General features: G+C 64.5%; 20 protein-coding genes and 2 tRNA genes. 11 read left to right on the top strand and 11 right to left on the bottom strand.

Going from position 1 to position 20,748, the window contains the following annotated elements:
• The first annotated feature begins 13 nt into the window (after nucleotides 1–13).
• The 5 genes from ACMI1Q_RS07165 to ACMI1Q_RS07145 all read left to right on the top strand — a co-directional run bounded on the left by ACMI1Q_RS07165 (nucleotide 14) and on the right by ACMI1Q_RS07145 (nucleotide 3,007).
• Nucleotides 14–727, top strand: coding sequence for an HAD family hydrolase (locus tag ACMI1Q_RS07165; protein WP_419503272.1), 714 nt, complete (start codon nucleotides 14–16; stop codon nucleotides 725–727).
• A complete protein-coding gene (locus ACMI1Q_RS07160) occupies nucleotides 724–1,224 on the top strand; it encodes a methylated-DNA--[protein]-cysteine S-methyltransferase (protein ID WP_419503271.1) in 501 nt (166 codons plus the stop codon). The genes ACMI1Q_RS07165 and ACMI1Q_RS07160 overlap by 4 nt, the downstream gene beginning before the upstream one ends.
• A 69-nt stretch (nucleotides 1,225–1,293) precedes the next feature.
• Entirely contained in the window at nucleotides 1,294–1,848 is a 555-nt protein-coding gene (locus ACMI1Q_RS07155) for a DNA-3-methyladenine glycosylase I (protein WP_419503270.1), read from the top strand.
• A gap of 162 nt (nucleotides 1,849–2,010) precedes the next feature.
• Nucleotides 2,011–2,388 carry a hypothetical protein gene (locus ACMI1Q_RS07150; RefSeq protein WP_419067590.1) on the top strand — a complete coding sequence of 126 codons (378 nt, stop codon included), beginning with the start codon at nucleotides 2,011–2,013 and terminating at the stop codon, nucleotides 2,386–2,388.
• Nucleotides 2,389–2,572: 184 nt separating this feature from the next.
• The gene (locus ACMI1Q_RS07145; protein ID WP_419503269.1) at nucleotides 2,573–3,007 is read left to right on the top strand and encodes a hypothetical protein; all 435 of its coding nucleotides are present in this window, start codon (nucleotides 2,573–2,575) and stop codon (nucleotides 3,005–3,007) included.
• 222 nt (nucleotides 3,008–3,229) lie between these two features.
• Here the strand turns inward: ACMI1Q_RS07145 and ACMI1Q_RS07140 are convergent, their stop codons facing one another.
• The 7 genes from ACMI1Q_RS07140 to ACMI1Q_RS07110 all read right to left on the bottom strand — a co-directional run bounded on the left by ACMI1Q_RS07140 (nucleotide 3,230) and on the right by ACMI1Q_RS07110 (nucleotide 9,488).
• Nucleotides 3,230–3,871, bottom strand: coding sequence for a helix-turn-helix domain-containing protein (locus tag ACMI1Q_RS07140; protein ID WP_419503268.1), 642 nt, complete (start codon nucleotides 3,869–3,871; stop codon nucleotides 3,230–3,232).
• Nucleotides 3,872–3,998: 127 nt separating this feature from the next.
• Nucleotides 3,999–5,621 carry a ribosomal protection-like ABC-F family protein gene (gene abc-f, locus ACMI1Q_RS07135; RefSeq protein ID WP_419503267.1) on the bottom strand — a complete coding sequence of 541 codons (1,623 nt, stop codon included), beginning with the start codon at nucleotides 5,619–5,621 and terminating at the stop codon, nucleotides 3,999–4,001.
• Between the two features lie 525 nt (nucleotides 5,622–6,146).
• A tRNA-Glu gene (locus ACMI1Q_RS07130) sits at nucleotides 6,147–6,221 on the bottom strand.
• An 89-nt stretch (nucleotides 6,222–6,310) separates the two neighbouring features.
• A tRNA-Met gene (locus tag ACMI1Q_RS07125) sits at nucleotides 6,311–6,387 on the bottom strand.
• Nucleotides 6,388–6,518: 131 nt separating this feature from the next.
• Nucleotides 6,519–7,826: a serine--tRNA ligase gene (gene serS, locus ACMI1Q_RS07120; protein WP_419503266.1), complete on the bottom strand. Its 1,308-nt coding sequence runs from the start codon at nucleotides 7,824–7,826 to the stop codon at nucleotides 6,519–6,521.
• Between the two features lie 15 nt (nucleotides 7,827–7,841).
• Complete coding sequence (locus ACMI1Q_RS07115; protein WP_419067075.1) at nucleotides 7,842–8,711, bottom strand: ParB/RepB/Spo0J family partition protein; 870 nt, start codon at nucleotides 8,709–8,711, stop codon at nucleotides 7,842–7,844.
• Between the two features lie 15 nt (nucleotides 8,712–8,726).
• Nucleotides 8,727–9,488, bottom strand: coding sequence for a ParA family protein (locus tag ACMI1Q_RS07110; protein ID WP_177521172.1), 762 nt, complete (start codon nucleotides 9,486–9,488; stop codon nucleotides 8,727–8,729).
• Between the two features lie 826 nt (nucleotides 9,489–10,314).
• On the opposite strand from ACMI1Q_RS07110, the gene ACMI1Q_RS07105 reads away from it, so the two are divergent.
• Nucleotides 10,315–10,740: a hypothetical protein gene (locus ACMI1Q_RS07105; protein WP_419503265.1), complete on the top strand. Its 426-nt coding sequence runs from the start codon at nucleotides 10,315–10,317 to the stop codon at nucleotides 10,738–10,740.
• 339 nt (nucleotides 10,741–11,079) lie between these two features.
• Here the strand turns inward: ACMI1Q_RS07105 and ACMI1Q_RS07100 are convergent, their stop codons facing one another.
• From ACMI1Q_RS07100 to mnmE, 4 genes are all read right to left on the bottom strand, one after another.
• Nucleotides 11,080–11,919, bottom strand: coding sequence for a ParB/RepB/Spo0J family partition protein (locus ACMI1Q_RS07100; RefSeq protein WP_419503264.1), 840 nt, complete (start codon nucleotides 11,917–11,919; stop codon nucleotides 11,080–11,082).
• A gap of 202 nt (nucleotides 11,920–12,121) precedes the next feature.
• Entirely contained in the window at nucleotides 12,122–12,829 is a 708-nt protein-coding gene (gene rsmG, locus ACMI1Q_RS07095; protein ID WP_394980408.1) for a 16S rRNA (guanine(527)-N(7))-methyltransferase RsmG, read from the bottom strand.
• Nucleotides 12,826–14,745, bottom strand: coding sequence for a tRNA uridine-5-carboxymethylaminomethyl(34) synthesis enzyme MnmG (mnmG, locus tag ACMI1Q_RS07090; RefSeq protein ID WP_419503263.1), 1,920 nt, complete (start codon nucleotides 14,743–14,745; stop codon nucleotides 12,826–12,828). The genes rsmG and mnmG overlap by 4 nt, the downstream gene beginning before the upstream one ends.
• Before the next feature lie 27 nt (nucleotides 14,746–14,772).
• Entirely contained in the window at nucleotides 14,773–16,140 is a 1,368-nt protein-coding gene (gene mnmE / locus ACMI1Q_RS07085) for a tRNA uridine-5-carboxymethylaminomethyl(34) synthesis GTPase MnmE (protein ID WP_419503262.1), read from the bottom strand.
• A gap of 782 nt (nucleotides 16,141–16,922) precedes the next feature.
• Between mnmE and ACMI1Q_RS07080 the strand changes: the two genes are divergently transcribed.
• The 5 genes from ACMI1Q_RS07080 to ACMI1Q_RS07060 are packed head-to-tail and all read left to right on the top strand — an operon-like array spanning nucleotide 16,923 to nucleotide 20,624.
• Nucleotides 16,923–17,717, top strand: coding sequence for a DUF2975 domain-containing protein (locus tag ACMI1Q_RS07080; RefSeq protein WP_330058010.1), 795 nt, complete (start codon nucleotides 16,923–16,925; stop codon nucleotides 17,715–17,717).
• 13 nt (nucleotides 17,718–17,730) lie between these two features.
• Nucleotides 17,731–17,964, top strand: coding sequence for a helix-turn-helix domain-containing protein (locus ACMI1Q_RS07075; protein ID WP_330058012.1), 234 nt, complete (start codon nucleotides 17,731–17,733; stop codon nucleotides 17,962–17,964).
• Entirely contained in the window at nucleotides 17,961–18,461 is a 501-nt protein-coding gene (locus ACMI1Q_RS07070) for a hypothetical protein (protein ID WP_419503261.1), read from the top strand. Before ACMI1Q_RS07075 ends, ACMI1Q_RS07070 begins: the two co-directional genes overlap by 4 nt.
• 58 nt (nucleotides 18,462–18,519) lie before the next feature.
• Nucleotides 18,520–18,912, top strand: coding sequence for a DUF5301 domain-containing protein (locus tag ACMI1Q_RS07065; RefSeq protein WP_419503260.1), 393 nt, complete (start codon nucleotides 18,520–18,522; stop codon nucleotides 18,910–18,912).
• Nucleotides 18,913–18,962: 50 nt separating this feature from the next.
• Nucleotides 18,963–20,624, top strand: a complete 1,662-nt coding sequence (locus ACMI1Q_RS07060) for a DUF4173 domain-containing protein (protein WP_419503259.1) — start codon at nucleotides 18,963–18,965, stop codon at nucleotides 20,622–20,624.
• Nucleotides 20,625–20,748: the final 124 nt, after the last annotated feature.

Here is a 20,748-nt window from a genome sequence, read left to right as displayed (position 1 = left end):
GGAAGTCAAAACCATGCGTTACGATACTGTGGTGTTCGATCTGGACGGCACCCTGCTGAACACGATCCGGGACCTGGCGGACGCGGCCAACTATGTCTGCCGCGCCCACGGCTGGCCGGAACACACCCTGGACGAATACCGCTATTTTGTGGGCAACGGCATCCCGAAGCTGTGCCAGCGGTTCGCGCCCGAAACGGCCCGGGACGAGGCCAGTCAGAAAGAGGTGCTGGCCCAGTTCAGCGCCCGCTACGCCGCCCACAAGGAGGACACCACCGCCCCCTACCCCGGCATCGGGGCGATGCTGGAGGCGCTCTCGGCGGCGGGGGTGCGGTACGGGGTGCTCACCAACAAGGAGCACACCCTGGCCCAGGGAGTGATGGAGCACTACTTCCCCGGCCGGTTTGAATTCGTGCAGGGGGCGGTGCCCGGCGTGCCCACCAAGCCCGACCCCACGGCCCTGCACCATCTGCTGGCGCGGATGGGCGCGGACGAAAGCCGCACCCTCTTCGTGGGGGACAGCGACGTGGACATCCACACCGCCCACAACGCGGGCCTGCCCGGCGCGGGGGTGCTGTGGGGCTTCCGGACGGAAGAAGAGCTGACGGCGGCGGGGGCCGAGGCCCTGGCCGCCACCCCCGCCGACCTCGCCCGCTACATCCTGGGCGAGGCGGACGTACATACCCCGGACCGGGAGGCGCGGGCCGCGGCCTGCGGCGGCGAAGGGTGAGCGGCCTTTTGCTGGAAAGCCCGGTGGGCCCCCTCTGGCTCACGGCCCAGGGCGGCGCCCTCACCGGGTGCTGGTTCGTGAGCGGGCGCTTTCCCCCCGAGCTGCCCCCGCAGCCGCCCCGGGAAGCGGTCGACCCGGTGCTGACCGCGGCGAAGGCCTGGCTTGAAATCTACTTTTCCGGCCGGGACCCCGGCCCCACCCCGCCCCTGGCGGCGGAGGGCACCCCCTTTCAGCGCCAGGTGTGGCGGCGGCTGGCGCAGGTGCCCTGGGGCACGGCCACCAGCTACGGCGCGCTGGCCGCAGACATCGCGGCGGAAAAGGGCATCCCGAAGATGAGCGCCCGGGCAGTGGGCGGCGCGGTGGGGCGCAACCCCATCTCCCTCTTCCTGCCCTGCCACCGGGTGCTGGGCGCGGACGGCCGCCTCACCGGCTACGGCGGCGGGCTGGAGAACAAGATATACCTGCTGAAGCTGGAGGGCATCCCCTTCCGCCCCTGATTTATACGTCGGGAATATTTTGTTATTTCTATACTTTCAGGAAACAGCATCGTACAAGGAGGAACCGCCATGGAATGGACCGACGGCAAGCCCCGCTGCCGATGGGCGAACCCGAAGAACCCGGCCTACATCGCCTACCACGACGGCGAGTGGGGCGTGCCTTTGCACGACGACCGGGCGCTGTTCGAGCTGCTGATTTTGGAGACCTTCCAGGCGGGGCTTTCCTGGGAGTGCGTTCTGAACAAGCGCCCCGCCTTCCGTCAGGCCTTCGAGGGATTTTATCCCGGGCGGGTGGCGGCCTTCGACGAGGCAAAGCGGGAAGAGCTGGCCCAAAACGCCGCCATCATCCGCAACCGGCGCAAGATCTCGGCGGCGGTGAAAAACGCGGCGGTGTTCCTGGACATTCAAAGGGAGTGGGGCAGCTTCGACGCCTGGCTCTGGCACTGGACGCAGGGCAAGCCCCTCATCGAGTACGGCCCCGCTTCCTCGCCCCTCTCGGACGAGATTTCCCAGGACCTCAAGCGCCGGGGCATGTCCTTCGTAGGCACCACGGTGGTCTATGCCTACCTGCAGGCGGCGGGGGTCATCAACGCCCACGAGCCGGGGTGTTTTCTCGCGCCGTGAAGGGCCGCGCTCCAATTTTCATTGACGCGCTCCGCCCTGGTGTGATATAATTAAGCGTAGGCCCCGTTCGGGGACGAAAAATCAGAATATCGGAAATGGCACATTGATCCACAGGATCAGTGTGCCATTTTTTCATTTTTCGTCCAGCGAAAGGAGACGCTTATGACCCGAATGATCGAATACGACGGCATTCCCTGCGCGGTGTACACCACCGAAAAGACCGCGGTCGCCCCCGGCGGGCCGGACCTGCCCTCCGACACGGTCATCTACGCCGCATGGCGGTGGCTGGCCCGCTGCCGGGTGCTCCATCATCCCCTCACCGCCCTGTGCTTCGCCTTCCGGCGGGAACTGGTGCGGGGCAGTTCCTTCCAGATGGAAGTGAGCTTGCCCGCCCGGGCCGCCGCCCTCCCCTCCAAAGACCGGCTGCATCTGCTGCTGGTGCTCTCCTGCGACGGCGTGTGGCTCAAGCAGGTGGTCTTCTCCCCCCGCACGGTGCTGGCCGGCCTGCCCGGCCATGTGCGGCGGGTGGTGTTCCACTGAGACGGTCAAAAAGAGTTCCGGGCGAAAGCCCGGAACTCCTCGCACCGCCCTGCCGCCTGACGGTCTCCCCCGCCTTCCCCCTTCGGGCGCGGTCCGGTCACAGAGCCGGCCTATTGATACCGGGAACGATGTGTGGTACAGTGAAGACGGTTCAAACGTTTTGCAGACCGGGAAGGAGCGCACCATGCGGCAGATCGTCATACGAAAAGACCCTGTCCCCGCCTTGAATTCCCGCGTTTCCCTCATGGGCTGTGGGTCCTCCATCCATATCTCCTGCCCCGAAACGGCGGACGCGCTGCTCAAGGACGCGGTGAACGAGACCGTTCCCCTTGCCGCCCTACTTGAGGAATTCCGCCGCTTCACCGCGGGGCAGCCCTCCGCGCTCTTCGCCAGAATGTATCAGCTCAGTGAGACGAGCGGGCTGGTCATCGACCAGAACATCTATCTCTATCACTGCGACGTCTGCCCCGTGTGGGTGGATGCGGAAGAGGCCCGCTGGGCATACATGGGAAGCAAAAAATATCTGGGCGACTCCTGGTGGTTCGGCGACGACGAAATTTTGAAGGACGTCCGGGAAATGAACGTGGTCGCCTTTTTGGAAAAGTACAAAGGCTGCTGAACGTCCTGGGAACTGCCCCGTCCGAAAAAAAGCGCACAGCCCGTGGCGGAGAGAAACCGGCGGGAGGCGGGCTCCGCGCTTTTTGCAGGCATTCCGCCCTGCCTGCGGTGCTTCGTCTGCGGGAAGAAGGGCCGCGTGGGGCGGGTGGTGTTTCGCTGAACAGGAAAAAAGCTCCGGGTATTTACCCGGAGCTTTTCCTTCGTCACAGTCCTGCGGGCCGCCTCACTTTGTGAGCTTGCGGCCCATGAACCTGGGATTGACGTACAGCACATAGACGCAGGCGGCGGCGATCATCAGCACAGCGCCCGCGAGACCCAGCCCGAAACGGACGGTCAAAAAGGCGGCGCAAAGCTGCGCGCAGCAATAGCTCAGCTCGATGCGCGTGTTTCTTCTGCGCCGGGCCATGTCCGCTTCCCAGCGGTGGTTGGAAGCCATCCATACCGAGCTGCACAGAAGCAGCACGAGGGAGACCGCCAGTTCTCCCCGGTAGAGCGCTTCGTTTTCCACTCCGGGCTGCCGGAGCTGCCACATCACCGAGGTGCTGTTGAACAGAAACGCCACCTGCGCGGTGATGGCCATTTTTATCAGATTGGCCCGGAGGATGAGGTTGGGCTTTTGGGGGGCCGGGGAGTTTTGCGTGCCCGTCTCTCCCCCGCCGTTTTTGCCCGCGCCCACAAGTTCCGCCAGACTTGTTTCAAACACCTCCGCCAACCGGACGAGGTTTTCCGCGGTCGGCTCCGACTGGCCTGTTTCCCATTTTGACACAGCCTGCCGGCTCACGCCGATCTGATCCGCCACATATCCCTGGGACAGTTTCAGTTTCTCCCGCCTGTCTTTGACGCGTTCGCCCAAAGTCACTGCCATCACCTCCGTGTGGTCTTATTGTAGCGGAAAATCCCTTTGAAGTCGACCAACTGCATGTCAACCGGCGGTTGCGGCAGCGCTTTTTTCTTTGGAAAAGGTAAGACGGGCCGCCGCCCATGCTCCTTTTTCACAGCATCTTCTTGCGGGCGATGAGCCGTTCAAATTCTTTTTCCAGTTCCTCTTTGTCCGTCCGGCGGTCCGCGACGGACAGCCGCGCGATGACCTCTGCCAACCGCAGTTCCAGAAGGGCTTTGTCCGTTTCCTTTTCCTGCCGGGGCTTTCTCTGTTCTTTCTCCCAGGCGGTGAGGTTTCCTTCAAAGGAAAAGAGCTTTCTGTCCGCGATGCGCAGGGTCCGGGTGGCGCATCCATCGGAAAACGCGCGGTCATGGGAAACAAACAGGACCGTTCCCTCATAGTCCTCCAGCATTTTTTGCAGGGCCTCGACGGCGGGCATGTCCAGGAAGTTTGTCGGCTCGTCCAGCAGGAGCAGATTCGCCGGCGAGCCGAACAGCTTTGCAAAGGCCAGTTTCACCCGTTCCCCGCCGCTCAGGTCCCCCGCTTTTTTGAACACATCCTCCCGGCGGATCAAAAGCCGCGCCAGTATGCCCCGCATGGTGTTTTCGCTCTGGACCGACGTCTCCATGACGTTTTCCAGAACCGTTTTGTTCAGGTCCAGGGTCTCCAGCCCCTGCCGGAAAAACCCGACCTTTGCCTTGGGGACCAATCGGATGCCCGGCGCGCCGGACCAGATCAGTTCCATGAGGGTGGTTTTTCCTGCCCCGTTTGGCCCCACCAGGGCGGTTTTGCTCCCTCTTGGCAGAGAGAAGGCGGCGTCTTCAAAGATAAGGTCCTTCCCATAGCCGAACGTGATGTGTTCTCCCACAGCGACCTGCCGGTTGGCGGGCGGGTCCGTCAGCGAAAAATCTATCCGCACCGGGGCCGTTTCCTGCGGCTTCTCCTTTGCCTCCAGCTGCTCCAGGCGGGTGAGTATCGTTTTTCGGGCGCTCTCCAGCTTCTCCGCCCGCTCGGCTGCCTCCCGTTTGTGAAGGCGTGCCTCCGAATTCCCCATCCGCCGGGGTGCTTTTCGGACGCTTTTGCCGGCCTGGCTCCGGCGGCAGGCCGCCTTCTCCAATCGCGCTTTTTCCGCCTGGTATTGCCGATACTCAAATTCCTGCCGCCCGGCGGCCTGCTCTCTTTGTTTTTGGAAGGCAGTGAAGCCGCCCGAATAAAAATGGAGCCGCCCGTCCTTTATCTCGATGATGCTGGTGCACAGGCGGTCCAGAACGGCCCGGTCGTGGCTGACGAGCAGCAGGGTCGGGCACTGTTCCAGCATCCGGCAGCAGAGCTCCACCCCGTCGGCATCCAGATTGGCGGTGGGTTCATCGGCAAAGATCAAAACAGCATCGCTGCCCATGGCCGCCAGACCCAGGCGGGTCATCTCTCCGCCGCTCAAACGCTCGCGGCACAGCTTTCCCGAAAGCCCGAATTCACTGCATTTTTGCGGGTCCGCCCGCTCTGCCCGTTGCCGGAACTGCCTGAAATAGCTCACCGGCGCCTTGCGGGTCACGCTCCCCTCCTCCGGGGCCAGTTCCCCGGACAAGATGTTCAAAAGCGTGGTCTTGCCCGCCCCGTTGGTCCCGACGATGCCGATGCGGTCCCCTTCGTACACGGTCAGCTTTTCAAACTCCAGTATCTTCCGTTCACCAAACGAATGAACTATATGGTTTGCAGACAACAAAATTTTCGACATAAGAGCACCTCCCTGCCCTTGCAGAAGGTGCCGGATGGGCGCGTCTGGGCGCAAAAAGGCCCGGAAATACACGTTGCCGCATAGTTCCAGGCTGTTCCCAAAAATGGAAAGGCCCGGCAGCATCCGCCCGATCCCAGCACAAACAAAGGGGCTAAACCCCACTGCGAAAAAACATGTTTGTGTGAAGTTTTCAGCGAATGCGCATTCCTGCCGTACCTTTCCCTTTCTTCTTTTTTCGTTTCGAGTATAACACAGCCGCCGGCTTTTGGCAAGCACTTTTGCGCTGGGCGGGCCGGCGCGTGTTCTTCCGGCGGCAAGCCGGCCCGGCCAACGGTCCGATTCGCCGGGAGCACTGCCCTGCCTGAACTTCCGTTTTGCCTTTTGAAGCTCCTGTTTTGCAGACTTGCGCTCGACCAAATCTTCCAAGCACAAATTCGGAGCCGCCCGCCAGAGTCCGGATTTTTCCTTTTCCCTGCCCCGAAACAAAGAGAAAGCCGGCAGACGCTTTTGCGTCTGCCGGCTTTCTGGTGACCCGTCCGGGAATCGAACCCGGGTTACCGCCGTGAAAGGGCGATGTCTTGACCGCTTGACCAACGGGCCATATTATACAAGGCTTAGCTACGACAGCAAGCAAAAACATCGTCCACTACTGCGGGCGACCCCCATGTATCGTAGCTAAACCTTGTATCTGGTAGCGGTAACTGGATTCGAACCGGTGACACTTCGGGTATGAACCGAATGCTCTAGCCAACTGAGCTATACCGCCATATTCAGCTACGCCCTTCTGAAAGGCGCTTTTATATTATACTGAATCATGGGGGGCTTGTCAATACTTTTTTGTTGGAAAAAGACGGCGGCGGCGGGATTTTCCCGCCGCCGCCGTGCTGCGCGCTTTTTTTATTTTGCTTCGGGCACCAGCAGTTCCTTGCCGCCCATGTAGGGGCGCAGGACCTCGGGGATCTTCACGGTGCCGTCCGCCTGGAGGTTGTTCTCCAGGAAGGCGATGAGCATCCGCGGAGGCGCCACGCAGGTGTTGTTCAGGGTGTGAGGCAGATAGTTGCGGCCGTCCTCGCCCTTCACGCGAATTTTCAGCCGGCGGCTCTGGGCCTCGCCCAGGTTGGAGCAGCTGCACACCTCGAAGTACTTCTTCTGGCGGGGGCTCCAGGCCTCGATGTCGCAGCTCTTCACCTTCAGGTCGGCCAGATCGCCGGAGCAGCACTCCAGCTGGCGCACGGGGATGTCCAGGCTGCGGAACAGCTCCACGCTGTAATGCCACATCTTCTCGTACCAGTCCATGCTCTCCTCCGGCTTGCAGAGCACGATCATCTCCTGCTTCTCAAACTGGTGGATGCGGTAAACGCCACGCTCCTCCAGGCCGTGGGCGCCCTTCTCCTTGCGGAAGCAGGGGCTGTAGCTGGTGAGGGTCAGGGGGAGCTTCGCCTCGGGGATGATCTGGTCCACGAAGCGGCCGATCATGGTGTGCTCGCTGGTGCCGATGAGGTAGAGGTCCTCGCCCTCGATCTTGTACATCATGGCGTCCATCTCGGGGAAGCTCATCACGCCCTGCACCACCGCGCCGTGCATCATGAAGGGCGGGATGACGTAGGTGAAGCCCTTGCCGATCATGAAGTCGCGGGCGTAGGCCAGCACCGCCTCGTGCAGGCGGGCGATGTCGCCCAGCAGGTAGTAGAAGCCGTTGCCGGCCACGCGGCGGGCGCTGTCCAGGTCGATGCCGCCGAAGCTCTCCATGATCTCGGTGTGGTAGGGGATGTCAAACTCCGGCACCACGGGCTCACCGAAGCGCTGCACTTCCACGTTGCAGCTGTCGTCCGGGCCGATGGGCACGGAGGGGTCGATCATGTTGGGGATGACCAGCATGATGTCGCGGATCTCGCCCTCCAGCTTCTCCTCCTCGGCCTCCAGCTCGGCCAGACGCTGGGCCTGGGCGGTCACCTTGGCCTTGGCGGCCTCGGCCTCCGCCAGCTTGGAGGGGTCCTTCTTGGCCTGGCCCATCAGCATGCCCACCTGCTTGGAGAGGGTGTTGCGCTCGGCGCGCAGGGCGTTGGCCTCGGTCATCACCGCGCGGTTCTTCGCGTCCAGCTCGATGACCTTGTCCACCAGAGGCAGCTTGGCCTCCTGGAATTTCTTCTTGATGTTCTCCTTCACTGCGTCGGGATTTTCCCGCACAAATCGAATGTCCAGCATGTCGATACTCCCCTTTTACTTGTTTTCTTCCTTATTGTAGCCGCCCAGCAGGTTCGCGAAGGCGGAAAGCTGCTCGTCCGAGTAAAAATGCACCGTCAGGCTGCCCTGGCCGTTTTTGTAGTCCACCTTGACCTCGCTGCCCAGCACTTCCCGCAAAGCGTACTCCACTTCGCCTGCCAGCGCGGGGCGCAGGGGCTGGGGCTTGGGCGGTTTTTCCGGCTTTACCAGTTTTTTGCACAGGGCTTCGGTCTGGCGCACGTTCAGGTTCTGGCCCACCACCGCCTCGGCGGCCTTTGTTTGCAGCGCCGCGTCCGGCAGGCCCAGCAGCACCTTTGCGTGGCCGGTGGAGAGCTTGCCCTCCTTCAAAAAGGCCAGCACGTCGTCGGGCAGGTTCAACAGGCGCAGGCTGTTGGCGATCGCGCTGCGGCTCTTGCCGATTTTCTGGGCGGTCTGCTCCTGGGTCAGCTCGCACCGCTCCATCAGCTGGCGATAGCCCATGGCCTCCTCCACCGGGTCCAGGTCCTCCCGCTGGAGGTTCTCGATGAGGGCCAGCTCCATGGCTTCGGCGTCGGTCACGTCCTTGATGACCACCGGCACCTCGGAAAGGCCCGCCAGCCGCGCGGCCCGCCAGCGGCGCTCGCCGGCGATGATTTTGTAGGCTCCGCCGGCCGCCGCACGCACCGCGATGGGCTGCAGCAGGCCGTGGCGGGCGATGCTGTCCGCCAGTTCGGAGAGGGCCTGCTCGTCGAAGTCCTTGCGGGGCTGGTCCTTGTCCGGCTCAATTTCCCGCAGGGGCAGGGTGCTCACCGGGCCGCCCACGTCCCGGGCGGCGTCCTCGAAGAGGCTTTCCAGCCCGCGGCCGAGGCCTCCTTTTTTCACTGCCATCCTTTTTCCCCCTTTTTACCGGTTGTTTGCAAGGAACTCCCTGGCCATTTCCATGTAGGCCTCGTTTCCCTTGCTCACCGGGTCGTAGTAATTGATGGGCATGCCGAAGCTGGGCGCTTCGGAGAGCCGCACGTTCCGGGGCACGGTGGTCTTGTAGACCTTGTCCCCGAAGAACTTTTTCACCTGCTCCACCACCTGCAGGGTGAGGTTCAGGCGGCCGGCGTACATGGTGAACACCACGCCCTCGATCTCAAGGTAGTGGTTGTACATCTTGCGCACGGTCTTGAGGGTGCTCATCAGCTCGGACAGGCCCTCCAGGGCGTAGAACTCGCACTGGATGGGGATGAGCACCGAGTCGCAGGCGCACAGGCCGTTGAGGGTGAGCAGGTCCAGGCTGGGCGGGCAGTCGATGAAGATGAAGTCGTAATTGCCGGCCACCTGTGCCAGCGCCTGCCGCAGGCGGCTCTCACGCTTGGGCATATTCACCAGCTCCACCACCGCGCCGGACAGCTGGATGTTGGAGGGGATGATGTCCACCTTGAACTGGGTGGGAAGAATGGCGTCGGCGGCCTTGGCCTCCCCGATGAGCAGCTCATAAACGCTGGCCTCCACATTTTTCTTGGAGACGCCGAAGCCGCTGGTGGTGTTGCCCTGGGGATCCAGGTCCACAATGAGGACTTTTTTGTCCTGGGCGGCCACACAGGCCGCCAGATTGACCGCCGTGGTGCTTTTGCCCACGCCGCCCTTTTGGTTCGCAACCGCAATGATCTTGCCCACGTTTGTTCTCCTCTTGTTCTGTGTGCTGATGTGCCGGCAGGCGCGCCGGCCCCGAAAAAACGGACTGTGCTTGTTATTATAGCACAGCCCGGCCTCTTTTGAAACGGGCAATATCTTGTGGTCCGCCCAAAAAAGCCCCTATTTGCGGGGCCATTTTCTATATATAGTGGCTGTTCCTCGGCGGCGCAGAGCGAATTTTTCTCAAAATGTTCCACGTGGAACATTGTTTTTGCAGAATTGCGGGCCTGCGAAATGTTCCACGTGGAACATTTCGGGGTGTGCTCTTCCCTGCCCTGGGGAGGTTTTTGTTTGGGTCGCGTTCTTTCTCCGGGCGTTGAATAGGGCCAGGCAAAGCATTTGAATCAAAGCTGCCCTTCCCTTTCACCGGGCGGCGCGGGGGTGCGGGCAGTTTTGCGCTGGGTGGCCGCGTCACCGTTCGCCGCCGCACGCGGCGTTTCGGACACGCTGCACCCCCACCGTGCAGCGTGTTCGCTCCGATGCGCACTACGCGGCGACAGCGCCGCGGCTGGCTCGGCTTTCAGCTGACGGTATCCCAGACAAATGGGTCAGTGCACCACCCTACTTCTCTTCCACCTTCCCTACCCCGCCAGAACGGTGTCGGTTTCTCTCAACTCTTCTGGCCCGGTTCGCATCAGGGGACAGGCCGGGTAAATCCTGCCGTCTTCCCCGCCCTGCCTTTCCTCATTGCACCTGTCTCCCTTTCCTTCTCTTCTTCGCGGTGCTATACTGGAGTCAAATCCACAGCAAAAGGAGGCCTTCTGAAATACGTGTCCGCACTCTTTGGCGTGTGCCTGTGTTCTGCCTTTTGGCAAGCTTGCTCTCTTATTGGCTGACGGTTTTTGCCGGCCCGCTGTTTTATGTAAGTCGGGCAGTGAACGTCGATGGCTCCATCGAAGTCTCCGTCGACCCGCTGCGCAGTACGCTGCTTCAAATCGCGCTGTTTCTTTTGGTGCTCCTGCTGGGCGCGCTGTGGGCCTTCCGCTCCATGACGCGGCGGGAGATCGCTTGTTCGGCGGCGCTGCTGATCCTGCCCATGCTGGCCATCGTTCTGGCGCAGCTTTGGGTCCCCAGCTTCCCATTGAAAGTCAGTGTCTTCTTGTCTCCGTTTTACAATTGGAGCGGCAGCCTTTCCTCCCTCTTGATGCAGTGCTCCCTCCCTCTGCCCGTTGCGACCATCATCGCCCAGTTCGCGCCGCTGCTGTTCGTCCCCTTTGGGCGGCAAAAGGTCTGACCGCTTTTCTGTGACGTTTGCCCCGGAGTTTCCTCCGGGGCTTTTTCATTGTTCCACGTGGAACAATGCGGGGGGCCGCCGGAAAATGTTCCACGTGGAACATTGGGCCGCACAAAAAACCCGGAGCCCCCGCCGCGGTGTGCGGACAAGGGCTCCGGGATGTTAAGGGCATGGTGATGGGACAAAGGTTTTGCGTTTGGGCAGCTGTGTTTTTCTCCGTTCCGAGACATGCTGCGCGGCGGCAGCGCCGCGGCCTGTCTAGGTGGCGTCGGACGGCAGACGGACGAAATGGGCGGACCCACGCACTGTTTCGCCAGTCAAAACCGCGCTCTGATTTTCTCAGGCCGAGCAGCCCGCGCCGGAGGCGGCGGTCTTTTTGGAGGGCTCGGTGGGGATATGTACCGTGTATTCCACAAAGCCCTCCCCTTCCCGCTTGGTGGTGTGGGCGGGCACGCCCGCGTCCACCATCAGGCGCACCGCCTTGTTGATGGTGTTCACGAAGATGCGCACGTCCCGCACCATGGGCACCGGGCGGCGGCGGGGCGGCTTTTTCTGCTGAAGGCACTGCTCCACATACTCGTCCGCTTGACGGGCGTTCATTTTCTTCTTCACGAACTGGGCCAGGGCGCGGCTGCGCTGTTCGCTCTCCGGCAGGCGGAGCACCGCCCGGGCGTGGCGCTCGGTGAGGCCGTTGGCGATGCAGTAGGCCTGCTGCTCCTCGTTCAGCGCCAGCAGGCGCAGCTTGTTGTTCAGGGTGGGCTGGGCCAGCCCCAGGCGCTTGGCCGCCTCCTCTTGGGTGCAGCCCCAGAGGGCGATGACCTCCCGGATGCCCCGAGCCTGCTCGAAGGGGTCCAGGCCCTGGCGCTGGATGTTTTCCAAAAGGCCCAGCGCCGCCGACTGGCTCTCGTCCCGCTGGGCCAGGATGGCCGGTATCTCGGCAAGGCCCGCCAGCTTGCAGGCCCGCAGCCGCCGCTCCCCCGCCACCAGCTCGTACTCGCCCTTTTCCTTGCCGGGGCGCACGCTCACCGGCTGCAGCAGGCCGTTCTGGGCAATGCTCAGCGCAAGGCGGGCAATTTCCTGCTCGTCAAAATGGGTGCGGGCCTGATGGGCCGAGGGCACGATCTTGTCCACCGGCAGCAGCAGCACCTTTCCCTGCACCTTCGGTCTCGGGGTCAGCATGGGTCATTTCTCCTTCCCGTCGGCGGGGCTTGTCCGGTTTTGTTGCAAAAAAATCGGACGCCCGCGGCATTTTTCCTCTCCTGCCTTGAGAAAGAGGGCCTCATCGCCCTTTCCTCTCTGCAAAAAGAAGTATACCACGCGCATCCGATATTTTCCAGTATTTTCCATTTACACCAAGCGACGGCATCCGCGCTTTGGCCCGTCACTTCAAGGGGGCTTTTGCGATTTTTCCGCCGCCCCTGGGGTAAACGGTCGAAGTGTGCGAAATCTTTTCGCACAAAATCAGGCACCGCTCGTCGCCGCCGGGCAGGTGCAGCCGGGCAGTCTCCTTCCAGGCGCCGCCCAGCTTGGCGATGGCGTTCCTGGCGGCGGCCAGCTCTTCCTCGCCGGAAGCGCCCTTGAGGGCGATGAACACGCCCCCCACCTTCACCAGGGGCAGGCAGTATTCGCTGAGGACCGGCAGGGCGGCCACCGCGCGGGCGCAGGCCACGTCGAAGGCCTCCCGCCACTGCTTGCGGGCCGCTTCCTCCGCCCGCTCCTTGGCGAACTCCACGCCGGTAAGGCCCAGCTCGCCGCAGACCCAGCGCAGAAAATCCACCCGCTTGCCGGTGGGCTCCATCAGGGTGAGCTCCAGGTCGGGCTTGTAGATTTTGGCCACCACGCCGGGGAAGCCCGCGCCGGTGCCCACGTCCACCAGCCTGCCCGCCACCTCGGGGCGGGCGGCAAAGAGCAGGCTGTCCACAAAGTGCTTGTCCTCGATGCCCTCCGGGTCGGTGATGGCGGTGAGGTTCACTTTCTGGTTGTAGTCCACGAGGCACTGGGCGTATTTATCCAGCTTGTCCAGCATTTCGCCGGTGAGGCTCACACCTTCGGCGGCGCACTTGGCCGCAAGGCGCTGTTTGTCGATCATTGGTCGGTCTCCCCTTCCCTTTTTGCTTTGGCGTTGGCGGCGGCCACGGCCACCGAGAGCACGGCGATGTCCGCCGGCGACACGCCGGGGATGCGGCCCGCGGCGGCGATGTCCGCCGGGCGCAGCTTCTGCAGTTTTTCCCGGGCCTCCAGCCGCAGGCCCTCCAGCGGCGCATAGTCAAAATCCGCCGGGATGGGCTGGCCCTCCAGCCGCTTTGTCTCCCGGATGACCCGCTGCTGCCGGGCGATGTAGCCCTCGTATTTTATCTCGGTGACGATGCGGCCGGCCATGCGGCTGTCCACGCCCTCGCCGGGGCCGATGACCGCCGCGATGTGGTCGTAGGTCAGCTCCGGGCGGCGCAGCAGCTGGGCCGCCGTGCCTCCCTTTTCCACCGGGGGCAGGCCCTCTTTCTCGGTGACGGCGTTCAGGTCGGCGGCCCGCACGGTGGTGGAGGCCAGCCGCTTTTCCTCGGCGGCCTTCACCTCCATGGCCTTTTCAAAGGCGGCCCAGCGCTCATCGTCCACCAGCCCGAACTTGCGGCCGATGGGGGTGAGGCGCTCGTCGGCGTTGTCCTGCCGCAGGGTCAGGCGGTACTCGCTGCGGCTGGTCATCATGCGGTAGGGGTCCATCACGCCCTTGGTGACCAGGTCGTCCACCAGGGTGCCCAGGTAGGAGGTGTAGCGGGGCAGGGTCATGGGCTCTTTGCCCAGCACCGCCAGAGCGGCGTTCGCGCCCGCCAGCAGCCCTTGGGCCGCCGCCTCCTCGTAGCCGCTGGTGCCGTTGAACTGGCCCGCGCCGTACAGCCCCGCCACCGCCCGGCTTTCCAGGGTGTGGCGCAGGGCCTGGGGGTCGATGCAGTCGTACTCGATGGCGTAGGCCGGGCGCATGATTTCAAGATGCTCAAAGCCCCGGATGGTGCGGTACATGGCGATCTGCACGTCCTCGGGCAGGCTGCTGCTCATACCCTGGAGGTACATCTCCTCCGTGTCCGGGCCGCAGGGCTCCACGAAGATCTGGTGGCGGTCCTTGTCGGCAAAGCGCACCACCTTGTCCTCGATGCTGGGGCAGTAGCGGGGGCCGATGCCCTCGATGGCCCCGCCGTAGAGGGGCGAGCGGTGGAGGTTGGCCCGGATGACGTTGTGGGTCTCGGGGTTGGTCCAGGCGATGAAGCAGTCCACCTGATTCTTCACGCCGCCGGGCGGGGTGAGAAAGCTGAAGGGCTCGGGGGGCTCCTCCCCCGGCTGGCGCTCCAGCACCGAAAAGTCGATGCTGCGGCGGTGCACCCGGGCGGGGGTGCCGGTCTTGAAGCGGCGCATGGGCAGGCCCGCCGCCCGCAGGCTCTCGGCCAGGAGGGTGGCGGCGTGCTGGCCGTCGGGGCCGCTGGGCACCGAAGCGTCGCCCACGAAAATCTTGCCGGCGAGATTGGTGCCGGTGCAGAGCACCACCGCCTTGGCCCCGTAGAAGCCGTGGAGGCGGGTGCATACGCCCTTCACCCGGCCGTTTTCAATAAGAATGTCCACCACCTCGGCCTGCTTGATGGAAAGGCTGGAGATGTGCTCCAGATATTCCTTTGTGAAGCGGTGGTAGGCCTGCCGGTCGATCTGCGCCCGCAGGGAGTGCACCGCAGGGCCCTTGCCCCGGTTGAGCATCCGGCTTTGCAGGGTGGTTGCGTCGGCGGCCAGGGCCATCACGCCGCCCAGGGCGTCTATCTCCCTCACCAAGTGGCCCTTGGCGGTGCCGCCGATGCTGGGGTTGCAGGGCATGTTGCCGATGCCGTCCAGCCCCAGGGTGAACAGGGCGGCGGAGACACCCAGCCGGGCGGCCGCCGCCGCGGCCTCGATGCCCGCGTGGCCCGCGCCCACCACGATAACGTCAAAATCGCCCAGATGGACGAGACCTTTTGTGTCGGAAGCCATCAGTGGCCCCCCTTTCGAATAACAATGTTATTTTCCTACGCAGAAGGTGGAGAACACTTCCTCCACCACCGCTTCGGAGGCGTCCTCGCCGGTGAGGCGGCAGAGGGCGGAGAGGGCGTCGTCCACGCAGACGCTCACCGCGTCCAGCCCGAAGCCGCCGGCCAGGGCGTTCTCCGCCTCTTCCAGCGCGGCGCGGCCCTCGCAGGCGGCGGCGTACTGCCGCTGACTCACAAGGCAGGGGGCGCTGGGGTCGAGATTCGCCACCCCCAGCACTCGGCGCACCGCTTCGCCCAAAGCCTGGGCGCCCTCGCCCCGGCCCGCGGCCAGGGTGACCACCTCCGCAAAGCTGGCCGCAATGGCCGCCGGGTCGAACTGCTGAGGCAGGTCGCTCTTGTTCACGATGGCGATGGCCGGCCGCCCGGCGCAGTCCGCCGCCAGCTGTTTGTCCTCCTCGGTGAGGGGGGCCGAGCCGTCGAACACGGCCAGGATGAGGCCCGCCTCCTCCATGGCGCGGCGGCTGCGGCGGATGCCCTCCGCCTCCACCACGTCGCCGGTGTCCCGCAGGCCGGCGGTGTCCCGCAGGGTGACGCGCACGCCGCCCAGCATCACCGCCTGCTCTACCACGTCCCGGGTGGTGCCGGCGATGGGGGTGACGATGGCCCGGTCGAAACCCGCCAGAAGGTTGAGCAGAGTGCTCTTGCCCACGTTGGGGCTGCCCACGATGGCCGCGTCCACGCCCTGGCGCAGAACAGCGCCCGCGCCGAAATTTTTGATGAGGTCGGAAAGGCCGGCCTTCACCTCGCCCAAAGTTGCGGAAAGGGCCTCCGGCTCCAGGGCGGGCACGTCCTCCTCAGGGAAATCCACCCAGGCGGCGATGTGCCCCGCCAGGGCCACCAGCTGCTGTTTGAATCCGTCGATGCGCTTTGCCAGCGCGCCGTCCAGCGCCGTGCGAGCCAGAGCCGCACCCTGCCGCCCCGCCGCGCCGATGAGGCTCATCACTGCCTCCGCCTGGGTCAGGTCGATGCGCCCGTTCAAAAAGGCGCGCCGGGTGTACTCCCCCGGCCCCGCGGGGCGGGCCCCCGCCGCGATGCAGGCGTCGATGAGGCTCTGGGCCACCACCGGCCCGCCGTGGCAGCTCAGTTCCGCCACGTCCTCGCCGGTGTAGCTGTGGGGCGCACGGAAGAACAAGGCCACCCCGTCGTCCAGCTGGCGGCCGTCGGCCATGAAGTTGCCGTAGAGAGCGGTGTAGCCCTTCGCGTTTTCCACTTTTTTGGCGGCGTTGTGTGGAAAAAACACCTTTGCCGCCACCGCCAGCGCCTCCTCGCCGGACAGGCGCACCACGGCGATGCCGCCCTCCCCCGGGGGAGTGGCCAGCGCCACGATGGTCTCGGCCATGAAAAACGCCTCCTTCTGCAAAGCCGCATTTTTGGGTATATCCGATTTATTTTAGCACAGCGCCGCCGAGGGGGCAAGGGGGCGGCGGCGCGGGCAAAGCAGAAACAGGGCGGCGCGCTCCCCTGTTTTGCCCGGCTTTCCGCCCGATGCAGGCCGAGCCAGTCGCGGCACTGCCGCCGCGTAGTGCGCCTCGGAGCGAACACGCTGCACGGCGCGAGTGCAGCGTGTCCGAAACGCCGCGTGCGGCGGCGGACAGGGACGCGGCCACCCCGCGCAAAACTGCCCGCACCACAGCGCCGCCCGGAAAAAGGATAAGGACAGCTTTGATTGAAGTGCTCCGCCCGGTCCATCCCCACCGCACGCGGCATCCCGGACACTTTTCAGGACAAAGAAAAGTGTCCGTTCTGATGCGCACTACGTGGGGAGGACCGGGCTCCGCCTCGGCCCGCTTTGGGCGGCGAGCAAGTCAAAACGGGAAAGAGCACCGCCCTGCCTTGCCGCGCCTCCCCCTCCCCCCTCCCTTGTCCCTCCCCCCTTGTGCCCCCCGTCCCCCGGCGCCGCAATATCTTGTGCTCTTATCGGCGCGGAACAAAAATTTATCGAAAAACGATAAAAAACACTTGAAATTCGATAATGCCCATGCTATACTGGCCTCAAAGAGCGGGGGCGGCCTTTGGGCCGCGCCGCAAACAGCCGGGGCGGAGCGGGCCTTTTTTGTGGCCGCCGCCTTCGGCAGCGAAAAACGGCGGCCTTCGGCCCGCCGCAAGAAAGGTGGAGCGGATATGCTCACTGCCATCCTCTCTCTCAGCCAGCTGCGGGGCGCTCAATTGTGGCTGGTCTTCTGGCTGGCCCTGGCGGCGCTGTATTTCGCCCTGATGCTGGGCGTGCCGCCCCTGCGCAGAAAGGCCGGGGCCAGAAATATCCTGCTGGCCTTTTTGGCGGCGGAGGTGTTCACCGACCTTGTCTGGGCGGGGGTCTACGGCTACCACCCGGTCTACCGGAACCACGGCATCGCCGCCGTCTACGGCCTCGCCCTCTGGCCGGTGTCGCTGGCGGCGGCCGCCGCCGCGGCCCTCGTCTGGGGCAAACGAAACTCGTCAAAAAAGGAGAAATCCCCCATGTGGAGCGAAAAAAACAGCCTTTCCCTCTCCCGGCTGGCGGTGCTGCTGTTCACCGGCGCGGTGGCCGTGTGCGACGTTGCCGGCTGGTGGCTGGTGAACTGGTTCATCCGCACCAGCCGTTATGTGGGCATCAACGACACCGCCCATCTGGTGTGGGGCCTCGTCACCCTCTACGTTGCCAGCGCCGCGGCCTATGTGCTGCTGTGGAACCTCTACCGCCTTTTGGCCAACATCGAGGCCGAACAGGTGTTCGTGGCCGACAATGTCCACCATCTGAGGGCGGCCAGCTGGTGCTGCATGGCGGTGGCGCTGCTGTGCCTTGGCGGCGCGGTGTTCTACCTGCCCATGGTGATGGTGGCCGCCGCCGCGGCCTTCATGGGCCTCATCGTTCGCATCATCAAAAACGTGTTCCAGCGGGCCATCGGCATGAAGGCCGAGCTGGACCTGACCATTTGAAGGGGGCGGAGCAATGCCCATCATCATCAATCTGGACGTGGTCATGGCCCGCCGCAAGATCGGCGCGGGCGAGCTTGCCGAAAAGGTGGGCATCACCCCGGCCAACCTCTCCATCCTGAAAAACAACAAGGCCAAGGCGGTGCGCTTTTCCACCCTGGCGGCGTTGTGCCGCGCGCTGGACTGCCAGCCCGCCGACCTGCTGGAGTATGTGCCCGGCGAGGAGGACGAAAAGGAGGACGGCCAATGAAAAAGCGGCTTCTTTCGGCGGCGCTGGCGCTGGCTTTGGCGGCGGCGTGCCTCACCGGCTGCGGCGCGGCCAGCGAGGAAAAGACCGTGGCCAAGGCCCTGGGTCTGGAAAAACTGCCCGCCGTGACCCATATCTCTTCCTACGACAGCCACGGCGGCTTTTTGGGCGACGGGGTCAGCTGCATCGCCCTCACCTTTGAGGACGACCAGCTGGAACAGCAGCTGGCCGCCGACCCGGACTGGAACAGTCTGCCCGCGGACGAAACGGTGCAGGCCCTGGTCTGGGGCGTGGAGGACGGGACCGTCAGCATCGGCCCCTGCCTCACCGACAGCGACGGCCAGCCTCTGGTGCCGCCGGTGGAGAAGGGCTGTTACCGCCTCATCGACCGCCACAGCGACCAGCAGGGCGACATCCTCAGCCGCGGCTCCTTCAACTTCACCGTGGGCGTTTACGACGCCGAGGCCCGCGTCCTCTATTGCTGCGAGCTGGACACCTGAAAAGCGGCCCATCCCGGCCGCACCGCCGTCAACTTTGTGATTAAAAAAGGAGACCCCTATGAAACGCACCCTTTGGACCATTCTTCTGGCGGCGATGCTGCTCTTCTCCGCCTGTGCCCTCAAGGCCGGGCCCCTCACCCTGCCCGACGCCGACGACGTGACTGAAGTGCGGCTGGAATACGGCGGCGAGAGCGTTGTCCGCGCCGGCCCCGGCTGGATCGGGATGCTGCTGGAGGACCTGGCCGCCGCCCAGCCCACCCGCAAGGCCACCGTGCAGGACGTGCCGGACAAAGAGGACATGGCCGCAGTGCACTTTGTGCTGGAGGACGGCAGCGAGCAGACCCTGTTCGTCTACCCCGAAAAGGACAAATGGTACATCGAGCGCCCCTACGAGGGAGTGTATGAGACCGACCAGCTCCTGTGGGTGATGGTCACCGACCTGAGTGAATGAGCGGGGCCGCCCGGCCCCATTGAACAAATGAATCAAAGGAGGGTTTGATGATGGAACCCCGCAAAAAGGAGGGCAGCGCCTGCCCACCTGTCTTTCCTGCACCCAAAAATCAGGCCATGGAGCCTGCCGCGCCGGCTGTGACCGGCGAAAAAACGCCCCCGGCCTACGGCCCGCAGACGGGCAGCGCCCCCATGCCGAAACCGGCGGCAAGCGCCCCCTTCCCGGCCGGGGCAGCGGCGGCCCCCGCGCCCGGCTCTGCCTGCGGCCCGCAGTCCGCGCCCGCCCAAAAAGAAACACCGGCGGCCCCCGCGCCCGGAACGCCGCCCGTCTCCCCCGCCGCCTCCCGCCCACCGCTGCCCAAATGGATGGTCCCCGCGGCCCTGGTCAGCTGGGCCTGGGGCTGGACCTACGCCCGGGGCCTGCTGTTCGGCTTTGAATACAGAGCGGTCTTTATGGCCCTGTTCTGCCTTTTGTTCTTTGCCGGGGTGGAGGGCATGTGCCGGGCCGCGGCCCGCCCCGCCTCCAAAGAGAGCCGGCTGTGGCTGGCGCTGTGGGGCCTGCTGGCGGCGGACTACATCTTCAAAATTTCCGCCCTTTACTACTACGACGCAGTGCAGACCTGGGAGTTCCTCGCCCTGCATCTGGCCGCCGCTTACTGGGTGCTGGCCCGCACCGGGTCCCTCACCGAGGGCCGCACCGGCCCCTTTCTGCCCCTGGACGGGCTGCGGGCGCTGGTCACGGTGCCCTTCGGCAACTTCTTTCTGCGCATCCGGGTGCTGGGGCGGGCGCTGATCGACTGGCTGCGCGGCCTTGCCGGGCGCAAAAAGGGCAGCGTCTGGGCCGGGGTGGTCACCCTGTGCGTGGCGGCGCCGGTGCTGGCGCTGGCCGCGGGGCTGCTCTCCAGCGCGGACGACGCCTTCGGCGCGGCGCTGGAAAACTTTTTCCGCTGGTTCACTCTGCCCGAGGCGGTGTTCACCGAGCTCATGTATTTCGCGGTGGGCCTGCCGGTGGGGGCCTACCTCTTCGGGCTGGCGGCGGGCGCGCTGAAAAAAGCCCCCGACCCCGCCCGGGGCGCGTCCCTGCGGGCCGAGGCGGAAAAACTGCGCCTTGCCCCCGGCGGCGCGCTGGCCCTCTGCCTTGCGCTGCTGCTGGCGCTCTATGTCCTGTTCTTCTCCATCCAGCTGAACTACCTCACCGGCGGCTTCTTTGGGCATCTGCCCGATGGCTTCACCGCCGCCGAATACGCCCGCCGGGGCTTCTTTGAGCTGTGCGCCGTGGTGGTGCTCAACTTCTCGGTGCTCACCGCCGCCGCCAAGACCAGCCGCACCCCCCTGCGCCAAAGCCCGGTGCTGAAAGGGCTGGCCGCCGCCCTCTGCCTTTCGAACCTTCTGTTCGCCGCGGTGGGCGCGTCCAAGATGTTCCTTTACATCCGCCGCTTCGGCTTCACCCCCAACCGCATCGTCTCCGGCTGGTTCATCCTGGTGCTGGCGGTGCTCACGGTGCTGGCGCTGGTCAGCATCTTCCGCCCCTTTGCGGTGGTGCGCGCCGCCGCCGCGGTGTTCTGCGCCATGTTTTTGGCTTTGTGCCTCTCCCAGCCGGACGTCTGGCTGCGGGCCGCCAACCGGCAGCTGGCCGCCGCCGGCGTGGTGGAGAGAGAGGACGTCGGCGACTGGCTGCTGTATATGCCGGAAAAGAGTTCCGCATGGGATTGACCAAAATGTAAAAACCCGCCGCCCCGCATTCTGCCGGGGCGGCTTTTGTGGTATAATAACCGAAAAACGGCCCCGCGCCTTTTGCGCGGCGGCTTCATGGCACAACAAAAAACACCGAAAGGAG

Origin of the sequence: Candidatus Allofournierella excrementavium (assembly GCF_048526665.1) — a bacterium.
Classification (GTDB): Bacteria; Bacillota; Clostridia; order Oscillospirales; family Ruminococcaceae; genus Allofournierella_A; species Allofournierella_A excrementavium.
This window is presented reverse-complemented; position numbering and strand designations above follow the sequence as displayed.